21 protein-coding genes are annotated in these 19,956 nt (G+C 57.3%); 5 read left to right on the top strand and 16 right to left on the bottom strand.

Going from position 1 to position 19,956, the window contains the following annotated elements:
* Positions 1-4: 4 nt before the first annotated feature.
* The 4 genes from ACSEXW_RS13780 to ACSEXW_RS13765 form a co-directional block, all read right to left on the bottom strand.
* The gene (locus ACSEXW_RS13780; RefSeq protein ID WP_438446936.1) at positions 5-880 is read right to left on the bottom strand and encodes a PHP domain-containing protein; all 876 of its coding nucleotides are present in this window, start codon (positions 878-880) and stop codon (positions 5-7) included.
* 88 nt (positions 881-968) lie between these two features.
* Positions 969-1,880, bottom strand: a complete 912-nt coding sequence (locus ACSEXW_RS13775) for a selenium metabolism-associated LysR family transcriptional regulator (RefSeq protein ID WP_438446740.1) — start codon at positions 1,878-1,880, stop codon at positions 969-971.
* Positions 1,881-2,002: 122 nt separating this feature from the next.
* Positions 2,003-2,440 (bottom strand): hypothetical protein, encoded by a 438-nt coding sequence (locus tag ACSEXW_RS13770; RefSeq protein ID WP_438446739.1) that lies wholly within the window; start codon positions 2,438-2,440, stop codon positions 2,003-2,005.
* Between the two features lie 171 nt (positions 2,441-2,611).
* Positions 2,612-2,875 carry a YlbG family protein gene (locus ACSEXW_RS13765; RefSeq protein WP_438446738.1) on the bottom strand — a complete coding sequence of 88 codons (264 nt, stop codon included), beginning with the start codon at positions 2,873-2,875 and terminating at the stop codon, positions 2,612-2,614.
* 64 nt (positions 2,876-2,939) lie between these two features.
* Between ACSEXW_RS13765 and ACSEXW_RS13760 the strand changes: the two genes are divergently transcribed.
* Positions 2,940-3,971, top strand: a complete 1,032-nt coding sequence (locus ACSEXW_RS13760) for an asparaginase (protein WP_438446737.1) — start codon at positions 2,940-2,942, stop codon at positions 3,969-3,971.
* 12 nt (positions 3,972-3,983) lie between these two features.
* On the opposite strand, the gene ACSEXW_RS13755 is transcribed toward ACSEXW_RS13760, so the two are convergent.
* From ACSEXW_RS13755 to ACSEXW_RS13745, 3 genes are read right to left on the bottom strand one after another with little or no spacing between them, the layout of a single operon-like run.
* Positions 3,984-4,430: a YlbF/YmcA family competence regulator gene (locus ACSEXW_RS13755; protein WP_438446736.1), complete on the bottom strand. Its 447-nt coding sequence runs from the start codon at positions 4,428-4,430 to the stop codon at positions 3,984-3,986.
* A gap of 37 nt (positions 4,431-4,467) precedes the next feature.
* On the bottom strand, positions 4,468-6,408 hold the full coding sequence (locus ACSEXW_RS13750) for a helicase-associated domain-containing protein (protein ID WP_438446735.1): 1,941 nt from the start codon (positions 6,406-6,408) through the stop codon (positions 4,468-4,470).
* The gene (locus tag ACSEXW_RS13745; protein WP_438446734.1) at positions 6,405-8,150 is read right to left on the bottom strand and encodes a DNA repair helicase XPB; all 1,746 of its coding nucleotides are present in this window, start codon (positions 8,148-8,150) and stop codon (positions 6,405-6,407) included. The genes ACSEXW_RS13750 and ACSEXW_RS13745 overlap by 4 nt, the downstream gene beginning before the upstream one ends.
* 123 nt (positions 8,151-8,273) lie before the next feature.
* Between ACSEXW_RS13745 and ACSEXW_RS13740 the strand changes: the two genes are divergently transcribed.
* Positions 8,274-8,834 carry a thermonuclease family protein gene (locus ACSEXW_RS13740; RefSeq protein WP_438446733.1) on the top strand — a complete coding sequence of 187 codons (561 nt, stop codon included), beginning with the start codon at positions 8,274-8,276 and terminating at the stop codon, positions 8,832-8,834.
* 43 nt (positions 8,835-8,877) lie between these two features.
* Here the strand turns inward: ACSEXW_RS13740 and ACSEXW_RS13735 are convergent, their stop codons facing one another.
* Together ACSEXW_RS13735 and ACSEXW_RS13730 are read right to left on the bottom strand one after the other, a co-directional pair.
* Positions 8,878-9,318: a CBS domain-containing protein gene (locus ACSEXW_RS13735; RefSeq protein WP_438446732.1), complete on the bottom strand. Its 441-nt coding sequence runs from the start codon at positions 9,316-9,318 to the stop codon at positions 8,878-8,880.
* Between the two features lie 72 nt (positions 9,319-9,390).
* Complete coding sequence (locus tag ACSEXW_RS13730; RefSeq protein WP_438446731.1) at positions 9,391-10,569, bottom strand: M20 metallopeptidase family protein; 1,179 nt, start codon at positions 10,567-10,569, stop codon at positions 9,391-9,393.
* Between the two features lie 256 nt (positions 10,570-10,825).
* On the opposite strand from ACSEXW_RS13730, the gene ACSEXW_RS13725 reads away from it, so the two are divergent.
* Positions 10,826-11,167 carry a YugN family protein gene (locus ACSEXW_RS13725; RefSeq protein WP_438446730.1) on the top strand — a complete coding sequence of 114 codons (342 nt, stop codon included), beginning with the start codon at positions 10,826-10,828 and terminating at the stop codon, positions 11,165-11,167.
* An 11-nt stretch (positions 11,168-11,178) separates the two neighbouring features.
* Entirely contained in the window at positions 11,179-12,378 is a 1,200-nt protein-coding gene (gene ftsW / locus ACSEXW_RS13720; protein ID WP_438446729.1) for a putative lipid II flippase FtsW, read from the top strand.
* Positions 12,379-12,440: 62 nt separating this feature from the next.
* Here ftsW and ACSEXW_RS13715 read toward each other — a convergent pair whose 3' ends face one another.
* Positions 12,441-12,818 (bottom strand): Asp23/Gls24 family envelope stress response protein, encoded by a 378-nt coding sequence (locus ACSEXW_RS13715; protein ID WP_438446728.1) that lies wholly within the window; start codon positions 12,816-12,818, stop codon positions 12,441-12,443.
* A 208-nt stretch (positions 12,819-13,026) separates the two neighbouring features.
* Between ACSEXW_RS13715 and cax the strand changes: the two genes are divergently transcribed.
* Complete coding sequence (gene cax, locus ACSEXW_RS13710; RefSeq protein WP_438446727.1) at positions 13,027-14,088, top strand: calcium/proton exchanger; 1,062 nt, start codon at positions 13,027-13,029, stop codon at positions 14,086-14,088.
* A gap of 41 nt (positions 14,089-14,129) precedes the next feature.
* Here cax and ACSEXW_RS13705 read toward each other — a convergent pair whose 3' ends face one another.
* The 6 genes from ACSEXW_RS13705 to ACSEXW_RS13680 form a co-directional block, all read right to left on the bottom strand.
* Positions 14,130-14,417, bottom strand: coding sequence for an Fpa/YlaN family protein (locus tag ACSEXW_RS13705; RefSeq protein WP_438446726.1), 288 nt, complete (start codon positions 14,415-14,417; stop codon positions 14,130-14,132).
* A gap of 202 nt (positions 14,418-14,619) precedes the next feature.
* Entirely contained in the window at positions 14,620-14,868 is a 249-nt protein-coding gene (locus ACSEXW_RS13700; protein WP_438446725.1) for an HPr family phosphocarrier protein, read from the bottom strand.
* 114 nt (positions 14,869-14,982) lie between these two features.
* On the bottom strand, positions 14,983-16,098 hold the full coding sequence (locus tag ACSEXW_RS13695; protein ID WP_438446724.1) for an aminopeptidase: 1,116 nt from the start codon (positions 16,096-16,098) through the stop codon (positions 14,983-14,985).
* A gap of 29 nt (positions 16,099-16,127) precedes the next feature.
* On the bottom strand, positions 16,128-16,814 hold the full coding sequence (locus tag ACSEXW_RS13690; RefSeq protein WP_438446723.1) for a TVP38/TMEM64 family protein: 687 nt from the start codon (positions 16,812-16,814) through the stop codon (positions 16,128-16,130).
* Between the two features lie 98 nt (positions 16,815-16,912).
* On the bottom strand, positions 16,913-17,635 hold the full coding sequence (locus ACSEXW_RS13685; RefSeq protein WP_438446722.1) for a hypothetical protein: 723 nt from the start codon (positions 17,633-17,635) through the stop codon (positions 16,913-16,915).
* Between the two features lie 134 nt (positions 17,636-17,769).
* Positions 17,770-19,734, bottom strand: a complete 1,965-nt coding sequence (locus ACSEXW_RS13680) for a diguanylate cyclase (RefSeq protein ID WP_438446721.1) — start codon at positions 19,732-19,734, stop codon at positions 17,770-17,772.
* Positions 19,735-19,956 lie beyond the last annotated feature (222 nt).

Raw genomic sequence — 19,956 nt, 5'->3', positions numbered from 1 at the left:
TCCTCTACTCCTCTATCTGTTCCATATTCTGATACCGCTCCGCAGCATGCTCCAGCTGCTTCAGCACTTCGGCGGGCGCACGCTGCGAGCCGAGAGGGGCGTGGAACACCACGCCTCCTCGCTGTCCGTGGTAGTCAGACCCTGCCGTAACGATAAGTCCTCTCGACTCCGCCATGGACCGGTACCGCTCACACTGCTCCGGCGTATGATCGGAATGATAAGCTTCCACTCCGTCCCATCCGGCGCCATCCAGCAGTTCATCCACCAGCGCATCATCGCCATAAATCCCGGGATGGGCCAGAACGGCGGCACCTCCTGCTTCATGGATCCAGGTGATGGCCGTTTCCGGACGGATTCTCGGAGGATTCACATAAGCGGCCCCGCCGGATCCCAGGTATCGGTCGAATGCCTCCCGCAGGGAACGGACAACGCCCTTGTGCATCAGCACCTCTGCGATATGGGGCCTGCCTACGGTTTCATCAGGCTTGCCTCGGCTGTTGCGGAGCGCCAGCACCTCATCCATGGTAATGGCAATCCCCAGTTCCCGCAGCTTCTCCAGCATGAGATCGTTCCGCCGGTCGCGGACGGCCCGAAGCTCCGCCAGACGCTCCAGGAGAAGGGGATCCTCCCACCGTAGATAATATCCCAGAACGTGAATGTCACGCCCGGCAGCCACCGTGCTGATCTCTACCCCCGGCACCACGGTAATTCCTACACGCTTCCCCTCTTCCAACGCCTCTCCGATGCCCGAGACGGTATCATGGTCGGTGATGGCCACGGCAAAAAGCCCGGCCGCCAGAGCCGTGCGGACATTATCCGCAGGCGTCTCCGTCCCGTCCGAGGCAATGGTATGGGTATGCAGATCCGCTTCCCTCAACATATTCATAGGGTTATGGTTCCTCCTGCGGCAATTTCGCCCTTCATAGCATGCAACTTGCAGGCCGATCTGATACCGGTGGGCGGACGATTCAGAGCCATTGGCTCAAATCCCGCTCCCGCATAAAGGTCAGGAAGGTCACCGCAGAGATGGGCAGCAGCGTGGACTTCAGATGAATCGAGTAGAAGTTGCGCATGAAGCGGATGCCTTCGATGCTCTTCGCCTGCAGTATCCCCAGCGCCAGCTCGTGCTTGACGGACGACTGGGACAGGATGGACAGCCCCAGGTTGGCTTCCACGGCAGATTTGACCGCTCCTGTGCTTCCCAGCTCCATCAGGATCTTCATCACAGAGGGATCCTTGCCTCTCCTGAGCAGCTCCTCCTCCATCACCCGGCGGGTTCCGGAGCCCTGCTCCCGGAGAACGAACGGATACTGCAGGGCATCCTCCAGCGTAATCCGCTCCCGATTCGCCAGCTCGTGCCCCGCCGGAACGATCAGCTTCAGCTCATCGGACAGCACCGGCTCCATCTGGACATCCGAATGGTCGATTGGTGCCTCCACCAGACCGAAGGTCAGCTGATGCTGCAGGATTTCGTCCAGGATCTGGGTCGTATTCATCACCTTCATGCTCACCGAGATGTGGGGGAATTCCTTGCCGAAGGGTCCGAGGATTCTTGGCAGGATGTATTCTCCGATTGTCAGGCTGGCTCCCAGCTGAAGCCGGCCTTCCAGCATATGAGTGAAACGGGACATGCCGGTTTCGGTTTCGCGCATCAGCTCAATGCTCCGTTTGGCAAAGGGCAGAAGCGCCCGACCGGCTTCCGTCAGCTCGATCTTCTTGGTGGTTCGCGAGAACAGCTTCGTTCCGAAATATTCTTCCAAGGATTGGACCTGCATCGTAACGGCAGGCTGAGTCATGTGCAGTGCCTGTGCGGCCCCGGAGAAGCTCCCCTTTTCCGCGACGGTAAAGAAAATGTGCAGCTGATGGAAATTAAGCGCCATGCACCGTTCACCATCCTTTCCCTTCCATTCTATAACAAAACAACAAAAAAAGCATTCCGCTCCCCGGACGCTGACGCTCCGTTCACGTATGCTTGCCGTTCGTCATAGAATGAAGCACGGTCTTATTTCCGCTTCCGGCTATTCTTGATCAGGGTCATTCTTCTGGAATGCCGCAGCCAGGAATAGTAGGATTTCAGATCCCGCAGCTCGATCGTTTCGGACATGCGGCCCAGGAAGGTCACCACGATCATCTTGTGAATCATCCCGCCCGTCAAGTCCGTTTCGTGCTCCAAGGGGGCGAATTCGGCGACCATAACCAGATCGTCGTCAATCAGATAGACGTCCTGCTCATTGCGGTAATACGGCTCGATCCGGCCATCCTTCAGCTTGGACCACAGGAAGGAGCAGATGTCCTCGAACCCCGTTCTCTCGTTTTCCACCCGGTCCATCCATCTGGATCTGGCGTGGTTTGTGATGACGATATCCGCAACTTTCTTATCTCCAAGGACGACGTAAAAAGGCTCATAGGTACTCCATCGATCCATTTGTTTGTCTCTCATTCTCCCCACTCCTCTCCGGCCATAACCAGGACCGTAGGCCTATGTACTTTACTCTATATGAATATATAATACCCTATTGGAACTTATTTTCCAATTGATATTTTTACCAGGTTTTATAAAATTTCTTTTAAAGTACGAAGTTTTTTTTGATAATCTAGTCGCATTTTGACGTTAGGACGTGTAGAATCGAGTCCGATCTGGTATATTACTGTTATATTCCGTCTTGATTTCATTACGGAAGGATTGCTCCACCTTCTTGACATAGGGCAGCCGCTGCAGTCCCTTGAGCGTCTCCTCCAGCTTCTCGGTGAACGTATACAGCACCACATACTGCATCTTCTTCGAGATATAATGGATGCTTCCGAAGCGTTCCAGGTTCTTGGCGGGTTTGACGTCGTTCAGCCAGACGATCAGACCGGTTCTTTCTGTAATCATATGATTTCCCTCTCTTTCATAGACGGTTCTTATACAAAAATGAGTAATGTGGAGATGTTCAATCATGTCGGATTCGGAAATTCTGCTTCATGTCACCAGAGGAACCCTAATCGAAAGCGCCCACAGGGGCCACATTGCGGTATCCGACCGGACGGGCCGCATTTTTTATTCGGCGGGGGATCCCCGCAAGGTCATCTATGCCCGGTCCTCCATGAAGCCGATCCAGGCTCTGCCTATCATCGAATCGGGTGCGGCCGATGTATACGGCTTCACGCCGGAGGAGATCGCCTTGCTGTGCGCCTCCCACAACGGAGAGGAGCCGCACACGGATGCGGCGGCTTCCATGCTCCATAAGCTTGGACTACCCTGCAGCTGTCTCCAGTGCGGGCCCCACGCCCCGTTCGATGCGGCTGCCGCCGACAAGCTGGCAGCAGCGGGCACCGCTCCTACGGAGCTCCATAACAATTGTTCCGGCAAGCATGCGGGCATGCTCGCCCTATCTCTCCGGCTGGGTGCGCCGACCGACCACTATATGGAACCCGGGCACCCGGTCCAGCAGCTTATGATCCGCAAGGTCAGCGAGATGTCCGGCGTCCCTGTATCACAACTGGTGCTCGGCACCGACGGCTGCGGTGTCCCCGTGTTCGGGCTCCCGCTGCACCGCCTCGCAGCGGCTTATGCAGATCTGGGTGCACGGAGTATGGACCGTACCGGTGCCCAAGGCCAAGCGGCGGGACGGATTCTGGATGCGCTTCGAGCCCATCCGTTCCAGATCGCCGGATCCGGCCGCTATGATACGCGGCTCATCGAGGTCACGTCCGGACGCCTCGTCGGCAAGATGGGAGCCGAAGGCGTCTTCACCGTCACCTATCCGGAACGTGAACTCGGGTTGGCCTTGAAGATCGAGGACGGCACCCAGCGAGCCATCTATCCGGCTGTTACCGAAGCCTTGGTCCAGCTTGGCTGGTTGGAAGCCGGCGAAGCCGAAGCCCTCGCCGGCTTCCATAAGCCTGTGCTCCATAACTGGAAGGGGACTCCCGTCGGGGAGATACTTCCGGTATTTATGCTGAAGAAGCAAGAGCCTCCCCAGATTTGATCCACGGATGCGTTACCCGCACTTCCCGCTGCAGCTCCCACCGGAGCTGCAGCCTCCGCTTTCCGGCAGCAGCTTGTTCGTAGGAACCTTGATGCTGTCCGATACGGAACGGGCGATCGTCTCGGATACCTCGTACAAGAGATCGTCCAGGCGTTCCTCCGCTTCCTTGAATCGTCTGACGCTCTCCACTCCGTCCAATTCCTCCTGAACGGCTCGGACTGCATCCATAGCCTTGTGGTATTCCGGATGGAAATGACCGAAGCGCTGACACTCCTCGAACAGATCCTTCTGCTTCTGCAGCTTGCGGATCAGCTCTTGAGCCGCCGGATCCTCCGCCATCGCCTTCTTCCATTGGAGATAGTCCGCGGCTTCCCCCGATGCCAGGATCATATCTCCCAGCTCGTATGCGCCGAGCAGCAGCGCGGACATGTCCAACGCAGTTCTTTCCATGACACTCATCGCCGCACTCTCCTCTCTCCTATAACGCGGGCTTCGACTAATCGCTGACACCCGGCAATATAATTCTGATCTGGTCCCACTGGTCCGCCGGAACCGTAATCCTGGTCTGCTCCCGCAGTCCTTCCACCGCCCAGCCCTGCCCGTTCTCCCGGATCGAGAGGGGAATGATCTCCCAATCCTGCACGCCTTTGCCGGCGATGCGGACCGGAGCCTTCCACTCGATAGCCTTCTTGATCATATCCTTCCGGGTGGAGGGGTGATAGGCCGCCAGCCGCTCCAGCCAAGCTGCGGGCACCTGGCTCCATTCGCCCTGGAACGGATCCTGCCCGCCTTCGGGAGACGGCGTGCAGACGGGTTCGATCCTGCCAGGCAGGAGGATCGCCGCCGGAAGTTCCGTCTCCGCCTCATCGAGCTCTTCCTGGCCCGGGTCCGGTACCGCAGCCCCTCGCCGCAAAGCCAATATCCCCAGCCTCTCCAGATGACGCTCCAGCTTGGGAAGATCGGACAACGGAACGGCATACCGGCCCTCTCCCAAGCATTCGGACAGCAGCTCCCTCGCCTCCGGGTCCCCGTCCAGAATATCGCGGCACAGAGGGTCCTGAAGCTCCAAGAGAGCCAGTCCCGTCCGGATGACCGCACGCTCCGCACCGGCCCAATCCCGGATCATAGCCGATACACGGGCATCGATCGGATAAGAGCTGTGCGCCGTCAGAATCTTCAAGATCTCTTCGGCATCCCATCCTCGTGCAATCCCCCGGCAGATGCTGTCCCGGGTTAACCGGAGGACGAACAGGTCTCCGCGGGATATCGTATCGGACCAATCCGTCGCCTTCCATAATAGCTCGAGCGGCGGATAAGGCGTCAGGATCATCTCCAGATCGGGTTGAAGAATCAGGCCCTGATAGGTTTCCCCTTCAGGTTGGGCAGGGTTCGACAAAGCAAACGGCAATTGAAACGCATAGCCTCCGGATGGCGTCTCGCACAGTCGGATCCAGCCCATGGCCTGCAAAGGAAGAAGCCGGGTCCGGACATATTCCGACAACAAGCCGTCGGCTATTCTTTTTATCATACCACAGTCCCGAAGCCATTCAAATAGTCCATCCAGATAATACCACTTGCCAGATTCCGTCTCCTCCAGCTTGGCGAAAGCATGAAGCTCCCAAGCCTCCATGGAGATCTGGGCGTCAAGCCAATACCCGTACAGCTCCCGCTGGACATCTGAAACCGGACGGGCTGTCCATAGATCAACGGCCCTCTCCCGGAGTCTCCATCTGCCGTCCCGAACCGCGATCAGGCCGGAACGCAGAGCCAGGTCCATAACAGCGGCCGCCGCCGGACCGCAGGGCGTCTGCGGGCGGATAGCCAAGCCTGCCGCTTGCAGATCGTCATCCTCGACGATCAGCAGGCTTTCCAGCTTTTTCAGCGCCGGCTTGGGCCAGAAGCCCGTCTTAGTCAGAAGCACCCCGTCATCTTTGAGCATCCCTAGCAGGGTGAGAACATCGTATGCGGCGCATCCCGGGTTCCCTACAGGGAAGCTGTCCACCTCCACGGAAGCCGGTGCCTCGGAGAGATTACCGGGCACCAGCAGCCGCTGCCAGGCTTTCCATGTATCCTCCGGAAGCAGGAAGACCTCGTCACCCCAGGATTTGCGCAAGGCCAGGATCCAGCCGTAATGTCTCAGGACTCCCAGAGCCGCCTTGACATGGGCTCCGCTGATGCCGAAGGACAGTGCCTCCCGTTCCAGCTCCTCCATGGAGAAGGGATGGGAGGCAAAGCGCACGACGGCGCACCGCAGGACCGCTTTCACCCACGGCCGCTGGCGGGAGAGGCCAGCCTCCAGCAGCTCTTGCGAGGATAGGCGCCTAGCCGCCGCCTCCATAAAATCCGGATCCCCGGGTTCGCCCTGGAGGTCCAGCACCCTCCGGTAGTGCTCAAGACGGGATACCGACAATCTCTCCAGCCAAGTACGGAGCTTCATGTCTCCACCTCCACAGACTCCTCGCTGCCGCGTCGGATAAACAGCGCATCATCGGCAGGAAGAGAATCCGACTCCAGAATCTCGTACTGGTAGCCCTGCTCCAACAGGAACAGCTGCCGGTTGCCGGCAAAATCCTGTTCCTTGGAGTCCTTCGTCACCAAGGTATAGAAGAAGGCTTCGTTGCCGCCTTTTTTGGGCCGCAAGATTCGTCCCAGCCGTTGGGCCTCCTCCTGCCGGGAGCCGAAGCTGCCGGAGATTTGAACCGCCACGGAAGCATCCGGAAGATCCACGGCAAAATTTGCGACCTTGGAGACCACCAGGCACTTCAGACTGCCTTCCCGGAACGCTTGAAACATCCTCTCCCTCTCGTCCTGCTTCATCTCGCCGGATATCATGGGCGCTCCCGTCCGCTCCGAGACGGCCCGCAGCTGGTCCAGGTATTGGCCGATGATCAGGATCCGGTCCTGGCTCGCGGAGTGAAACCGCAGAATCCGGTCGATCCAGCTTAGCTTAAGCGGGTTCTCCCCGGCAATCCGTATCTTATCCCTCGCTCCCGAGAAGGCGTACCTCATCCCGTCCTCCTCCTCGAACGGCACCCGGACTTCCCTACATTGGACTTTCGCCAGCCACCCTTCGGACTCCAGCCTTTTCCATGGGGCTTCGAAACGTTTCGGCCCGACCAGCGAGAATACATCCGCCTCGCAGCCGTCCTCCCGGATCAGAGTAGCCGTCAGGCCCAGACGCCTCTTGGCCTGCAGCTCCGCCGTAACCCGAAACACCGGTGCCGGAAGGAGATGGACCTCGTCGTAGATGATAAGTCCCCAATTCCGCTTGATGAACAGCTCCATATGCTCGAAGGCTCCGTCTTTCTGGCCCCGGTGGGTGAGAATTTGATAGGTCGCGATCGTAACCGGCCGGACCTCCTTGCGTTCCCCGCTGTACTCGCCGACCATGGACGGGTCCAGATCCGTCTTCTCCAGCAGCTCCCGCTTCCATTGGCGGACCGACGTCACATTGGGAGCGAGGATCAAGGTCTCCTCCCGGTACTGCTCCATGGCAGCCAAGCCCACCACCGTCTTACCGGCCCCGCAGGGAAGCACCAGCACCCCGCTGCCGCCCGTGAAGCCGCCCCGACGGAACGCCTCCACCGCCTGCTCCTGATAGTCCCGGAGCCGGAAGCGTGCCCCGTTGGGCAGTGTTTCTCGGATGCGGAACGGCAGCGGCTCCCCGTGAACGAAGCCGGCTGCGTCCTCCACAGGGTAGCCCTGCCGGATCAACTCCTGCTTGATCCGCCCTCTTTCGCCCGGCTTGACCTCCACTGCGAGCGGCTCCCTGTTGCCGTTCAGCAAGCGGACGACGGAGGGCAAGGATCGGAGTGTCTGCAAGGCTTCTTCGTCTGAGGAATGCAGCAATAGCGCCCCGGACTCATCGCTGGTTAAGCGGAACATGCCGTACCGTTCCATGGTCTGCCGGATGTGCATGCGAATCGTCTGCGGCAGTCCCAGCTTGCTGTTGGCGTGCAGAAACCGGCAGATGCTCTCCGGATCCAAACCGGATGCGGCAGCGTTCCAGAGCGACAGCGGACTGATGCGGTACAGGTGAAGATGGCCCGGGCTTTTCGCCAGCTCCGCGAACAGGGACAAGGTATCCCGGACCTGCGGCGCTTCCGGGTGGTCGGCGGCCAGCCATACCGTCAGATCCTTCTGGATCAGAAGCGGAGGCTCCTCGGTCAGCCATTTCATCGTATCCCTTCCTTCGGAGTAATAGAATATTGGTATTCTTTCTAGTATGCCCAAGGGTCCCGTATCCTTTAACTTTCCCATACGCTAAAATAAGAGTGCAGCTTACATCCGGGGGGGTTCGACATGATATTCAAGAAAGCAGGACTGGCCCTGCTGATCGCCCTGGCGATGACTGCCACGGCTTGCACAACCTCCGTCTCTCCGCCTTCCTCCGGAAGGAAACCGGCTTATGCTTCTGCCATCCTAGAAGCTTATCCGGATCTTAACGGCCATACGCCGGAAACCTATGTCGTCAAACGGGTGGTGGATGGGGATACACTGGAGACCGCCACTAAGGAGAGAATCCGGCTCATCGGGGTGGATACCCCAGAGACGGTCAAACCCGGTTCTCCGGTCGAAGCTTACGGCAAGGAGGCCAGCGATTACGCCAAATCTAGACTGACGGGCAAAACCATCCTTGCTTACGCCGATGCCGAAGACAAGGACAAGTATGGTCGGCTGCTGAGGTATATCTTCATTCAGGGCGAGACCCGGATGTTCAATGAGGAGCTGATCGCCGAAGGCTACGCCAACTTGATGACGGTTCCGCCCAACGTGATGTATTCGAAGCAATTTCAAAAGCTCGAGAGAGAAGCGCGCAGCGGCAAGAAAGGGCTATGGGCTGCCCAGCAAGCCACAAAATAAAAACCTCCATGCCCATCGTAAGGGCAGGAGGTTTCGATATTGATTATTTACCGGCAGTAGTCAGATCCTTCTCGGAGATCTTGCTCAGAGCATCCCCGGCTTCGTCCTCGAACTTGTCGCGGACTGCCAAGTCCCCGATGGCCACAACACCGACCAGGTTGCCGTTGTCGACGACGGGCAGACGTCGGATCTGGTTTTTCGCCATCAGCTTCGCGGCTTCGTCGATGGTGGTGTCCGAAGTGATGGTCGTCACGTCATTGCTCATCACCTTCTCCACCTTGGCGGAGCCCTCATTTTTCTCCGCATAGCCGCGGACAACCAAGTCACGGTCGGTCACAACACCGAGGAGCTTCTTGCCGTCCACCACCGGCACGAAGCCGATATCATTCTTCGCCATCAGAACAGCGATCTCGTAGACGTTATCCTTCAGAGTCACCGTTGCGATATCCGTTGTCATAATGTCCTTGACGGTTTTCTTCTGCATCCGTATCTTCCTCCTCCAGAAGTGATATCAATTGCCCCATTAGAATTCCCGGAGGAGGAGAACCCATGCTGTTTAATTGCTGCCATTCAGCCGGTCGACGGCCAGGGAAGCCAGCAGCTGAGCCGATGTGAGGAGGGCCGATTCGTCCAGATCGAACTTCGGGTGATGGTGTGGAGCGGTAATGCCTTGATCCGGGTTCCCTGCTCCCACGAAGATGAACGCCCCGGACACCTTCTCCAGATAATAGGCAAAATCCTCCCCCGCCATAATCAGGGGCGATTCCGCCACCCGGTCCGCTCCGAACAGCTCCCGTCCGACGCGCAGGACACGGTCCGCTTCTCCGTCATGATTCCGGACCGGCGGATAGCCTAGCTTGTAATCCAGATCGTATTCCGCTCCAAACATGGAGCAGGTATCCGCCAGCACTTTCCCTATCCGATCCTGAAGCTGGATTCGGAGCTCGGGATCGAAGGTCCGGACGGTCCCGCTGATGCTGGTCCGGTCTGCAATGACATTAAAGCCGGTACCCGCGTGGAACATTCCGACGGAGATAACCCCCGGTTCCACAGGGTTCACGTTGCGGCTCACGATGGATTGCAGATTGACCACCAGGTGTGAGCCGACCATGATGCTGTCAACGGTCTCATGGGGAAGCCCTCCGTGACCGCCCTTGCCGATGATCTCCAGCACAAATTCGTCCGCCGCGGCCATGAGCGCCCCGCCCCTCGTATAGACCGTACCTGCCGGAAACGGCGTCCACAGGTGCACACCGTAGATGGTGTCCACACCTTCAAGTGCTCCGGCCTCGATCATCGGCAACGCCCCGCCCGGACTGATTTCTTCCGCTGGCTGGAAGATGAACCGGACGCTGCCCTTCAGGACTTCGCGATTCGCAGACAGCCACTTCGCCGCCCCCAGCAGGGCGGCCATATGGCCGTCATGCCCGCAAGCATGCATGACACCGGGAATGGAGGACGAGTACTCGCAGCCCTTCTCATCCTGAATCGGCAGCGCATCCATGTCGGCGCGAAGCGCGACGCGGGGACCCGGGCTCCCGCTATCCAGATCACCGATCACGCCGTGCCCTCCGGCGTTGCGCCTCACCCGGATGCCGAATTCCTCCAGCTTGTCCGCCACCCAAGCCGCCGTCCGCTGCTCTTGGTAGGAAAGCTCCGGATGGCGGTGCAAATACCGGCGCCATTGCACCATTTCGGGGTGCAGCGCCTTAAGCTTCTCGATTCCGCCCTTCATCGGTACCCTCCGTTTCCTATTCGTTCCATCATATATTTTATCCTTACCGTTCATTGTAACAAATGAAGATGGCTCTTTCACCCTGAATGGGAAAAGGACCTCATTCTCCCCTTCAATGTTTGTCACAATTCTGACACATTTGCAGCAAAATACGCTTCCATGGACGTCTTGCAGAACTTGGGGAAACATACTATCATGAGAATGATACTCAGATAGCAATAACATGAAAAAGCAACCACCCTAGGAGGCGTTACCCGTGATTATTGAAAACTCCGGCGTCAAGGGCTTGAAAAGCGACCTGGCGCACTTGGATGAAGTCGCAGAAGGCTTGGGATTCGTACGTTGGCAGTGGGAATATTACCGCGCCACCTATGATTATAAGCTCCAAAGCGGCTCCGAGGAATATTTCCTCCGCGTCAATGCCCGCGTGGAATCCGGCAAGCTTGAAAGCGCCTATGCCGTCCTGGTGCTGGACGATGTGTATATCGGCAAGACCTCCTTCCCTCATGGATTGGATTATGAAGCGGCCGTTCCCGCCGACGTCCTTCAAGGCGCTAAGAGCAAGCTTGCCGAGTTACAGCAAGCCCTGACCGACTAAGCGGGCCTCCTATGAATCCCTCGCGCAGAGGAACGCCGGATTACCTGCTGCTCTTTCTTACGCTGGCCTTGTCCGCCTTCGGAGTCCTGATGGTGTTCAGCGCCAGCTCCATGTCCGCCATCTACCACCGTGACGGCAACGCCCTGTTCTACACACAGAAACAGGTATTGGGTATCGTCCTGGGGATCATCGGCATGGTCGTGACCATGAATATCCATTATACGAAGCTGCGCAAGATGACCTTGCCCTTCGGCCTGTTCGTGCTGTTCCTGCTCATCCTCGTCCCGATCATAGGCGTGAACGTGAATGGTGCACGAAGCTGGTTTAAGATCGGCCCCCTTCAACTGCAGCCTGCCGAATTCGCCAAAGTGGCCATCGTCATGTACCTCGCGGCCATCATCTCCAAGAAGCAGGACAAGTTCCGAAGCTTCCGCGGGGGATTGCTGCCTGCTCTTGTTATGGTCGGACTGGTATCCGGATTGATACTGCTGCAGCCGGACCTTGGATCGACCATCGTCTTGTGTCTCGGAGCGCTGCTGGTGATGATCGTCGGAGGAGCCAATCTTAAGCATCTGTTTCTGTTGGCAGCGGGCGGAACCGCTCTCTTCGCCATAGTAGGAGGCATCATGCTTCTGGCTAACCCGTCCTTGCTGGACGGCAGCTACAGGCTGGCCCGGATCACCACCTACCTGGATCCGTGGTCCGACGAGCGCAATGCGGGCTATCACATCGTACAGTCGCTCTACGCCTTCGGTCATGGAGGCTTCACCGGAGCAGGCTTCGGCCAAAGCATCCAGAAGCTGCACTTCCTGCCGGCTCCCCATAACGACTTCATCTTCGCCATTATAGGAGAAGAGCTGGGATTCATCGGAGGGTCGCTGTTTCTTCTGGCCTACCTGCTCTTTATCTGGCGCGGCATCATCGTATCCTTACGGTGCTCGGATACATACGCAAGCCTGGTCGGGATCGGGATTATCGGCACCATCGGCATCCAAGCCCTGATCAACCTGGGTGGCGTCACCAACAGCATCCCGCTGACCGGCGTTACGCTTCCCTTGATCAGCTATGGAGGCTCTTCCATGCTGGTCACCTTGAGCAGCATGGGCATCATTCTCGGCATCTCCCGGGATTACAACCGCGCAGCCGATGCAGAGGCGCCGGACAAGCCGCGACGTTCGGGAGCCAAGTCCGGACGAACTGTAACCGGCTGAGTCATAACGTGAGCAAGTAAAAAGGGTGAAGGCCCAGGCCTTCACCCTTTTTGTTTGCCGCCTTACTTCAGCTTTGCAAGCTCTTCGGCTTCTTCTTCGCGGAAGGATACGCCCTCGACCTTGACGTTGACCTCCACGACTTGCAATCCGGTCATGTTCTCGATGGCTTCCTTGACGTTGAATTGGAGCTCCCGGCATACCTCGTGAATCTTCGAGCCATATTGGGTAATGACGCGGAGGTTTACGATGGCTTCCACCTGCCCGACCTCTACCGTAATGCCCTTCTGTACGTTCTTGCCGCTCAATCGTTTGGCCAATCCTTCCGAAATGCCGCCGGACATACCCGTAATTCCGGGGGTCTCCATTGCCGCGAGGCCGGCAATGGTCGCCACGACATCGTCGGAAATGCGGATCAGCCCCGTATCGTTCGTATCGGACATGATTCTCCGCTCCTTTGCCGGAAACCTCCGGCCATAATCGATCTCTTCTCTATTATAATGATGGCGGGAACCCCCAGTCAACGAGATGGGGGAACGGCACCGGATCCACTTCAGGCACAAATAACGGTTGCCTAGTTCCGCTCCACCCGGTATATTAGAATAGGTTTTGGTTGTATTGGCCATATTTTACATAGCGGGGTGACAGATTTTGAAGAAAAATTGGTTTTACATCGCGTTGGCCTTATCCTTCCTGGCCAGCGGGGCCGCCCACTACGCCCATCTGAATGCGACGGTTCAGTTCATCCTGGCGGGGCTCGCCATCGTATTCGTAGCCGGATTCCTCGGCAAGGCGACTGAAAGCGTCGCCCACTACGCGGGTGACCGGTTAGGCGGTTTTCTGAACGCAACCTTCGGCAACGCAGCAGAACTTATCATCGCCATCATCCTGATCAAGGAAGCCGTGAATGGTAATCCGGCGCTGTTCGAGATGGTCAAGGCCAGCATTACCGGCTCCATCATCGGGAATCTCCTTCTGGTTCTGGGGCTTAGCATTCTCCTGGGCGGACTCAAGTTCAAAACCCAGGTGTACAACGTGCGCATGGCCACTCACAGTGCGTCGCTCATGATACTCGCCGTTGTGGCGCTGTTCATTCCGGCCATGTTCGCTCCGAAGATGAACAAAGAGCATATGGACACGCTGAGCCTGAGTGTGTCGGTTATCCTGATCATCGCCTATTTCCTGTGGCTCCTCTTCTCCATGGTCACCCACAAGAACGAGCTGGCCGATGAAGCGGTCGAGCACGGCGAAGCTCCATGGTCCAAGGGAATGTCCATCGCCTTCCTGGTACTGGCTACCGCCATGGTGGCCTTGGTCAGCGAATGGATGGTCGGTACACTGGAAGAATTCGCCCACGAGTATGGGCTCACCGAGCTGTTCCTCGGTACCTTCGTCATCGCCATTGTCGGCAACGCCGCCGAGCATTCTGCCGCCATCATGCTGGCCATGAAGAATAAGATCGGCGCCGCCGTCGAGATTGCAGTGGGAAGCAGCCTGCAGATCGCCTTGTTCGTGGCCCCGGTCCTCGTCATCATCAGCGCGCTGATGGGCAATACGATGGATATCGTATTTACGGTGTATGAGCTGGCTGCCATCGGTGTCGCTGTCTTCATCGCCAAGTCCATTACCAGCGACGGGCAGACCGAGTGGTACGAAGGCGTTCTTCTTCTCTCCGTGTACATCATCCTGGGCTTCGCGTTCTACCTCATTTAACAGATCAGGGACAAAAAAAGTCCGAAGGAGTAACCGCAGGGTTACTCTTTCGGACTTAATGCGTCGTATAATTCCGCCAAATTCCGCTCCAGCTTGCTGATGATGGCCTTGCCGTCTTCCTCGTGCACCAACCCCGCACGTATGGCAAAGTCAATTTCCCGGGAGAGACCGTACATTTGGGTGTCCAATACCTCTTCATACAAGGGGCATTTCCGGGTCGTCAGATTCTCCATTTGTATTTCAATCAGCTTCTCGATTTTATCCGCATCTTCCTGAAGAAGACCGAGAGACTTCATCTGTAGGTCCCGCATTATATCCGCCGCTTGCATTCTAGAACTCCCCCTACCCGAAATAAAAGCATAACGGCTCATCCGCCGAACACGCTTTACCGGAAATCGAACCTTTGCACCGCAAAGGCAAACCTCTCTTATGTTCTATATTATTCGATATTGAAAGAATAAACAAGTCAATGCCCCGCAACAAAAAAGAAGGTGCTCCCGATTGGGGAACACCTTGTTCGTATGCCGTGAATTAGTCGTTGACGACAGTAACGGACATGTTGTGCTTCGCAAACACATCCGTCATGGCCTTCTTCGCGTCTTCGGCATCCGGGCCGTGTACGTGCAGATTATAGGTACCCGTGGTCAACAGGGTGGTGAACAGACCCAGGATGCTCTTCACATCGATGTACTTGTTCTCGAACTGGAGTACGATGGAAGAACGGAATTTGTTAGCGGTTTGGGAAATTTCAACAATAGCGGCATTATTCGCGTTAGGCATGGGGAATCCCTCCGTTATGTAATCTATTTACAACCAAAACTTACCTCTATCATACATGTGAAAAGGGTTTCAAGCAAGATGAACTTTTCCATTGCCGGCAACGGTTGGAATCGATCAGATCAGGTTCTCGGGGTTCAGCCTTTGCAGCTCCGGAATCACGAATCGGCCGTCCTTGCGGATCAGCACATCGTCGAACCAGACCTCCCCGCCGCCATAGTCGGGCCGCTGGATCAAGACCAGGTCCCAGTGAACGCTGGATTGGTTGCCGTTGTCGGCCAGCTTGTAGGCTTGCCCCGGCGTGAAATGCAGGCTGCCGTCGATTTTCTCATCGAACAGGGTGTCCTTCATCGGGTGTTTGATGTAGGGATTGAAGCCTAGGCTGAATTCACCGATATAACGGGCACCCTCATCGCTGTCCAGAATCTCGTTCAGCCTCTGTGTGTCGTTGGCCGTGGCTTCCACGATCTTGCCGTCCTGGAAGACAAAGCGGATGTTCTCAAAGGTAATGCCGTTGTACACCGAAGGAGTGTTATAGCAGATGGTCCCGTTAACGGACCGCTTTACCGGCGCGGTATACAGCTCTCCGTCCGGGATATTGCGCCTTCCGCAGCACTTCACGGCCCCGATCTGCTTGATCGAGAAGCGGAGGTCCGTACCGGGACCGGTAATCCGGACACGGTCCGTTCTCTCCATCAGCGCCTTCAGCGGGTCCATGGCGGCCGCCATTTTGGAATAGTCCAGGTTGCATACGTTGAAGTAGAAGTCCTCGAAGGCCTCGGTGCTGGTGCCTGCCAGCTGGGCCATGGACGGAGTGGGATAACGCAGCACCACCCAACGGGTGTTCTCGACACGCTGGTCCGAATGGACGGGCTTGCTGTAATACCGGCTGTACAACCGCGTCCGATCATCGGGCACGTCCGATTTCTCATTGACATTCTCGCCCGACCGAATGGCGACGTAGCATTGCATCTCCTTCATGCGGATCAGATCCATCTCAGCCCAAGCGCGGACATGCTCCTCCGTCAGGCCCTTCAGGACCGATGCTTCCACTGCGGGATCCCGCAGCTCCACAAAGGGCTGTCCGCCCCGCTTATACACTTCCTCAACCAAGCAGCGGACCAGTTCGCGCTCCTGTCCGACCATGTCGATCAGAACCTTCTCCCCTGCCTGGACATCCATGGAATATTGCACCAGATTCCGTGCCAGAATCTGCAATCTGGGATCTCTCAAGAAACCTTCTCCTCCTTAGGCATGCGGCCTTATTCCGCCGGCTTGCCGGACAGCTTGTTCTTGAAGAAGCTGCCGACCAGCAAAAGCAAGATAAAGATCACGCATAGGACGAACAGCCGTCCCTTGTATTGGTTATAGTGGATCAGATCGTGTCCGATTAACGATTCCAGAAGCACGATCGGAAGCTTGCCTACAATGGTCCCGATCACGTAATCCCGCATCCTCACCCGCGTAACGCCAGCTCCGAAGCTTATGGCCGTGGAGGGAATGACTGGGATCAGCCTGCCCATCAGCACATAGAAGAACCCGTGCTTCTCCATCTTCTTGTTAAAGCCCGTCACAGCGGGATAGCGGGTCAGAAACCGCTCCACCCTGGAGTGACCGAAATAGCGGGCAAACATAAATGCGGCGATAGCTCCGAGAACCGCCATGCTGTAGTTGAGCAAGAAGCCCCAATACAGACCGAACACCAAGATGTTGGCTCCGGCAACCAGAACGAACGGAACAAAGGGCACGATCACTTGAATGAATACGATCGCCGCGCCTAAGAAAACGGAAAAGACCCCGAAGGACCGGAGGTAGTCGGAGAGCTCTTCAACATTCAATAGGGAGAGCCTATGACCGGCGCGCGAATTCAAGAGGAAGATGACCAATACGATGATGACGGCTGCGGGAAGAATGAAGCGGATCCCATTCCGAGCGAAGCTTCTATTCAAAACTATGATCCCCCTTTGATATAACCCTCCCCTATTGTATCATGTTTAAATTCGATGTAAATGTCTCCCTCCAAAGTTCAAAGAGACGACAATCCTTTTTAGGGCGAGCCGGACGCAGCTTGGCCAAATTGATAAACGGTCCGGATGGTTTCGCTTCTCTCGCGGCCATCCGCCGTATACTGAAGCTTGTTCTCCACCGTCACCGTATCCGGACGGACGGCCCCACCCTTCAAGCGGACCGTGACGGTCCCCCCTGCCTGGAGGGTCCCTAGTATTCCCTCCATCTTGCTGCGCGCCAGATTCAAGCTGTCGGTCAGCTCCGATCTCAGCCGAACCGCCTCCGTGCCGGACAAGCGCGCCGTCCGCTGCTCGATAATCCCGGCCGCCCCCGCCTCCATGGCGGAGATACGGCTCTTCCACTCCCGCTTGTTCCAGGCGGTCCAAGCCTCCGGCTGCCCTTCTGCGGTGAGCACCGTCACTCCAGCGGCCCCTTGTTCCTCCGTCAGCTTCACGGTGTAGCCGCCCTCTCTCAAGAGCTTGACGATGTCCCCAGGCGCCGGAGCAGTGTCTGGTCCGGAACCGGAAGTCCCGGCCGCCTCGGCCTTCAGCCGGGGGACCGCTACGCCGTCCGCCAGCACCTCCGTCTCGGTCCGGTAGGCGGGCTTTTCTTTTTCAAGAAGAGACATGGTTCGCTCCATCAGCCGCCCGGCACGGTCCCCTGCCGCTTCAGGGGACGCCCCGTAGCCGGTGCACCCGGCCAGGAATACTGCTGCCGATAGAGCCGCTGCCGCGACTGCTTGCTTGCAGAATATATTGCGCATAGGGTTTCCTCCGTGTACCTCGTTTCCCTTAGGGTTTACGAAACAGGGGCCGGCCTATACGGACCGTTCTTCTAAATGCCAAAAAGCCGCTCCTCCCGGAGCGGCCGTTAACACTGAATTCTCCTCTACTCTTCTCAACCCACCATCACCCGGTTGCGCCCTTCGTGCTTCGCCTTGTATAAGGCCATATCGGAACGATAGAAGAGATTCTCCACACTGATCTTGTCATCCTCCCAGTTCCATTCGGAGACGCCGCAGGACACCGTTACGCAGGGGTTCGTCTCTTCCTCCACCCTGCTGCGGATCCGCTCCGCGATGCGCAGAGCCTGCTCGGTCGTCACCTGCGGCAGGTAGACGGCCAGCTCTTCTCCGCCCCAACGAGCGGCAATGTCCGAATCGCGGATGCTGGTCCGGATGATCCGGCTCACCTGAACCAGAATGGTGTCGCCCACCTGGTGGCCGTACGTGTCGTTCACGGACTTGAAGTGGTCAATGTCCACCACGATCAGGGAGCCGCAGAAATCCTTCTTCTGGTTCAGCCCCACCTGCTCGTCCAGATAGTGCCGGGCGTACAAGCCGGTCAGGGTGTCCGTAATGACCATGCGCCGCACCTCCGCATGTAGGGAGGCATTAGCCAGAGCCAAGCCGATGTGGCCGGCCAGCACTTGAAGCAGCTTGTAATTATCGTACGTAAAATAGCCGGGGACCCGGTGGGAGACGAGGATGACACCTTGAACCTCATCGTGGACCAGCAGCGGGGCGGCGATCAAGGATCTCGAACCGGTAACCTGCATCAGCTTTGATTGGGCTGAAGGATGTTGGCCGTAATCCGATACGATGACCGGCTCCTTGGAAGCGAAGACGACACCGGCATAGCCGTAGTTCTCTTCGAAGGTCTCGAAGAGCATCGCTGCTACATTGGTAGATTGGACGACGAATTCATGCCTCTCTTTATCCAATTGAAGGATGCAGCAGAAGTCGGCGTGGAATATTTTGGTCAATTCCGCCGACGCGAAATTGAAAATCTCGTTCAGCTTCAGGCTCTGGTTCAGCCTCTTCGTCAGCTCATTGATGAGCCGGAGCTCACTGACCAGCACGTTGGACTGCTCGTAGAGCTTGGCGTTCTCGAAGGCGGAGCCCGCCGCAACGGACAGAACCTTCAAGAGCTGAGCATCGAAGCTGTCGAAGGAGCCTTCGTGAGAATGAATGTGGAGAACGCCGTAGATCCCCTGCTTGCCGCTGATGGGTACGGCCATCTCGTACTTTCCCGGGAAGGGTCCGCGGCCCGTTACGATCCGGCCTTCCATGAAGGCCTTGGTGCACAGATCCTCCTCCTGCTTGACGAACCGGAGGGGCTTCACCTCCAGATTGGTGCTGTGCTGGTCCTGGGTCATAAGCAGGTCGATCTTGCAATCGGGATAAATATAACGGATGCGTTTTACGATCTCCGACAAAATCTCATCCGTATCGATCTTGGAGTAGAGCTCATTGGCCATCTGGAAGAGGAGCTCCTTCTTGCTGGCTTCCCGCTCCTTGCTTTGCCGCTCCTGGGTTAATCGGACGCCGGCCTCCCGCTCCGCCAGGTAATTCAGATAGGCGGGGTAGCCGGCGGCCAGATGGAACAGCCCCTGCCCATCCACGGCGGTCGGCTCGCCGCCCCAGTACCAGCCCAGCACCAGGGCTGTCTCCGAATCGCCCGTGCGCAGCGCGGCCATCGCCAGCCGTCCGCCGGCGGGCAGGAGCTCGTCATCGAACACGGCTCCTCCCGACGTGAAGCGGCGGACATGGCCCGACAGCTCCTCCTTCATGCTTCCCGGCACCGTTCGGACCGGGGACCGGGCATGAATCCAGCTGCCTGCGGCGTCCGATACGAACCAGACCGCTTGGCCCAGAGCCGTGACCGCTTCCATGTGGGCGGACCACTCCTGGAAAGCATCGCATGCCAGCTTGATCCACTCCCGGTCGCTGCTGAACCGTTCCGCAGTACAATTGCATGTTAAAGGGATAAAACGGGGTCCGAACAACCGGCTGTCCGCAGCCGGCAGACCCATGCTTCGGTCCGTATCCGGTCCCTGCAGGCCATAGCGGTGACTTTCCATATTCCGACTCCCTCATTTTCCACTCGATTTGAAAAAATGTCGCCCGAAATCCTTCTTATAGTCATATGATACTATTTTTCCGCACAAGTTGCATCTATGTTTTCACGAAAATTAAGAGCTGCAGATCTTGACTTTTGTCAGAGGTTTCTTATAATATATTTTGTTGAGTACACGCGGATGACTTCCGCATGGTTCGAATACAAAGTGTCACCCTCACTGATT

The sequence above is a fragment of the Oryzibacillus soli genome, assembly GCF_051594765.1.
In the GTDB taxonomy this organism is placed as follows: Bacteria; Bacillota; Bacilli; order Paenibacillales; family NBRC-103111; genus Paenibacillus_AR.
Note: the sequence above shows the minus strand (reverse complement) of the source record. Positions and strands in the feature narration are given on the sequence as shown.